Origin of the sequence: Mesorhizobium sp. M4A.F.Ca.ET.050.02.1.1 (assembly GCF_003997725.1) — a bacterium.
Lineage (GTDB): Bacteria > Pseudomonadota > Alphaproteobacteria > Rhizobiales > Rhizobiaceae > Mesorhizobium.
The window spans coordinates 1-3,432 of the sequence record NZ_RZSG01000655.1; the positions used below are offsets into that span (position 1 = coordinate 1).

The window sequence follows — 3,432 nt, forward strand, 5'->3', positions numbered from 1 at the left end:
GGCGAGCCCGCCATACCAGGGCCACACCGCCATGTCGGCAATCGTGTAGTCCGGTCCGGCGAGGTACTCGCTCTCCGCCAGCCTGCGGTCGAGCACGTCCATCTGCCGCTTGGTCTCCATAGCGAAGCGGTCGATCGCATACTCGATCTTTTCCGGCGCATAGGCGTAGAAATGGCCGAAGCCGCCGCCGAGGTAGGGCGCCGAGCCCATCTGCCAGAACAGCCAGGAGAAGGTTTCGGCCCGTGCCGCCGGATCCTTCGGTAAGAATGCGCCAAACTTTTCCGCCAGATAGGTCAGGATCGAGCCGGATTCGAAGACACGGATCGGCTTCTCGCCGCTGCGGTCCATCAGCGCCGGGATCTTGGAGTTGGGATTGACCTCGACGAAGCCGCTGGCGAACTGGTCGCCTTCGTTGATCCGGATCAGCCAGGCGTCGTACTCGGCACCCTTGTGGCCCAGCGCCAGAAGCTCCTCCAGCATGATCGTCACCTTCTGGCCGTTGGGCGTGGCCAGCGAATAGAGCTGCAGAGGGTGCTTGCCGACCGGCAGTTCCTTGTCATGCGTCGGGCCGGCGATCGGCCGGTTGATGCTGGCGAAAGTGCCGCCATTCGGCTTGTTCCAGGTCCAGACTTTCGGCGGGGTGTATTGGTTCATGGGGGAGCCTTGAGGGTTGGCGGGGGCGCGGATTGATCGGTCGGTTCGAGCTAAACTTAGGTGCGACCGGGCGCGCGTCAAATAGGGAAGTCCAAAATTTGTTGAACTATTATCTGGGCCAGCGCTGCTGAGCTCTTCCCAAGGGAAGAGGGAAAGGCAACCCTTGCGCCTCACCCCATCCGCCATACCTATAGAAGAAACCGACCCCCCCAGGATGAACCGATGACCCTCGAACAAATCTCGCGCTCCGTCGTGGCCGTCCGCGCCACGGTTCCGGACGATGCCTTCACCGCCAACACGCTGGGCACGCGCCGCGAGGGCAGCGGCGTCGTCATCCGCGACGATGGGCTGGTGCTGACCATCGGCTATCTCATCACTGAGGCCGAGGAGGTCTGGCTGACCGACCAGGACGGCCGCGTCGTGCCCGCGCATGCGCTAGCCTACGACCAGGAATCGGGTTTCGGCCTGGTGCAGGCGCTGTCGCCGCTCGGCCTGCCTGCGGTGGCGTTGGGCGATGCCCACAAGGCCAGCGTTGGCGATGCCGTGTCGCTGGTCGACGGCATCGGCCAGAGCGTTCGCGCCCATATCGTCACCAAGCAGGAATTCGCCGGCTATTGGGAATACCTGCTCGACGAGGCGATCTTCATCGCGCCGGCTCATCCTTCCTGGGGCGGGGCGGCGCTGTTCGACAAGGTCGGCAACCTGCTCGGGGTCGGGTCGCTGCGCCTGCAGATGAGCCGTGCCGGCGAGGTTGCCGACATCAACATGATCGTGCCGATCAACCTTCTGCCGCCGATCCTCGACGATCTCCTGACCCGCGGCCAGGTGGCGAAACCGCCGCGCCCGTGGCTTGGCGCCTTCTCGGCTGAGTCGAACGGCGTGGTGGTGGTGATGAGCGTCACCGAAGGCGGCCCCGCCGCCGAGGCCGGCCTGCGCCAGGGCGACATCATCTCCGATGTCAGGGATGGCGAGGTCGACGGGCTGGCAGACTTCTACCGCAAGCTCTGGCAGAACCCGGCCGGCTCCGAAATCCCGCTCAGAGTGGTGCGCGACGGCCGCGAAACCTGGCTCCGCGTGAAATCCGCCGACCGCAACAGCTTTCTCAGGAAGCCGCATCTGCAGTGAGGTTGAAGCTGCCGATCTCCTCCAGAAGGGGGGAGATCGGCAGTTTCGGCGCTGCGCAACGAGGATCCGTCTGATGCCGCCCGTGAAAGTCGATCCCGGCAAGGTGCATGAATTCGCCGATCCCGGGCGCTTCCGTGCCTGGCTCGCCCGTCACCACGCCAGCGAGACCGAGGTCTGGATCAAGCTACACAAGGTCGGTTCCGGCCTGCCCTCGATCACGCCGAAGCAGGCCATCGACGTCGTGCTGTGCTTCGGCTGGATCGACGCGGTGCGCAAGAGCCTGGACGACAAGAGCTACCTGCAGCGCTATACGCCGCGCGGCAAAAAGAGCACCTGGAGCAGGATCAACGTCGACAATGTCGCCCGCCTGGTCGAGGCGGGCCGCATGACCGAACATGGGCTAAGGCAAGTCGAGGCGGCCAAGGCCGACGGCCGCTGGGCGCGCGCCTATTCGGCCAAGGAAATGACCATCCCGCCGGATCTGCAGGCCGCCATCGACGCCGATCCGAAGGCGAAGGCGATGCTGGCTGGGCTCAGCGCCCAGAACCGCTTCGCGCTCACCTTCCGCACCCACAACATGAAGACCGAGGCCGGCCGCCGGAAGAAAATCGCCGACCTCGTCGAGATGCTGAAGCGCGGCGAGACGATCCATCCGCAAAAGCGGGCTTAGAGCGCGTCACGCCAAAGTGGAGGTCGGCACGAAGGCAGAGTAAAGAATTGCCGGACCCTGGAGCGCAGGCTTGGATGCGTACTATAAGGAAGGTCGTCTCGAGCGATTTCAGGTCAGGCCATGAACCAGGACATCCGGCTTTTTGGCGCAATTGCGGTTCGCCCCGCCGTCCTTTCTCTCGTATCCCGGTTCGAAACGGCCACAGGATTCAATGTTGCAGTCAAGTGGGAACTCAATCCGACGGTAAAGAAGCAGATTGAGGCCGGGGAGCCTTTTGACCTCGTCATCACCAATCCGCACCTGGTTGAGGATCTGACCGCCCTGGGAAAGGTCAGGGCGGGAAGCCAGGTCGCGTTTGGCCGGATAGCAATGGGGGTGGCGGCCAAGGCAGGCAGTCGAGCGCTCGATATTGGGTCCGTGCAAGCATTCGGACATGCGTTGAAGAGCGCCAGATCAATCGCTTACGCCAGTGACGGGACCAGCGGTGGCTACTTCTCCGGTTTGCTGGAACGCTTGGGAATATCCGATGAGGTGAAGCCTAGGCTGGTGGCCATACCAGGAGGGCAGACAGCGCCGGCCGTAGGCCGAGGGGAAGCCGAGCTGGGGGTGGTGCCTGTGACTTCGATTCTCGCCGCCGCTCCCGAGGTCATGCTTGTCGGGCGGTTTCCGGCAGAACTCCAAAGTTACATTGACTTCGCCATCGGCATCAGCGCCCATTCAACGGACGCGGAAGCTGCCAGGCAACTGTCGGAATTTCTGATGTCGCCAGCCGTCGATGGCATCCTGGCGGCGAAGGGCATCGAGCGACACTAAAGCGTGCTTGATAAGTAGCAATCGGCTCATCGCATCGTCTGATGAGTGCCTTCCTGGCCAGGCTGCTGACGCCGGCAGTCAGCCCGTGTCGAGCCAACCAACGAAAACGCCGCCCGGTGAGGGGCGGCGTTTCCGGGGGAGGGATGATCCCGAGGGGAGCGGGATCATCC

General features: G+C 63.7%; 4 protein-coding genes. 3 read left to right on the top strand and 1 reads right to left on the bottom strand.

Features of this window, described 5'->3' with window-relative positions:
• The coding region (yghU, locus tag EOA33_RS28770) for a glutathione-dependent disulfide-bond oxidoreductase (protein ID WP_127407182.1) at window positions 1-654 on the bottom strand (654 nt) is incomplete at its 3' end.
• 222 nt (window positions 655-876) lie between these two features.
• Between yghU and EOA33_RS28775 the strand changes: the two genes are divergently transcribed.
• The 3 genes from EOA33_RS28775 (at window position 877) to EOA33_RS28785 (ending at window position 3,262) form a co-directional block, all read left to right on the top strand.
• Window positions 877-1,779 (top strand): S1C family serine protease, encoded by a 903-nt coding sequence (locus EOA33_RS28775; protein WP_126055255.1) that lies wholly within the window; start codon window positions 877-879, stop codon window positions 1,777-1,779.
• Window positions 1,780-1,852: 73 nt separating this feature from the next.
• Window positions 1,853-2,449, top strand: coding sequence for a YdeI/OmpD-associated family protein (locus EOA33_RS28780; RefSeq protein ID WP_127407183.1), 597 nt, complete (start codon window positions 1,853-1,855; stop codon window positions 2,447-2,449).
• 120 nt (window positions 2,450-2,569) lie between these two features.
• Window positions 2,570-3,262, top strand: a complete 693-nt coding sequence (locus tag EOA33_RS28785; RefSeq protein WP_127407184.1) for a substrate-binding domain-containing protein — start codon at window positions 2,570-2,572, stop codon at window positions 3,260-3,262.
• Window positions 3,263-3,432 lie beyond the last annotated feature (170 nt).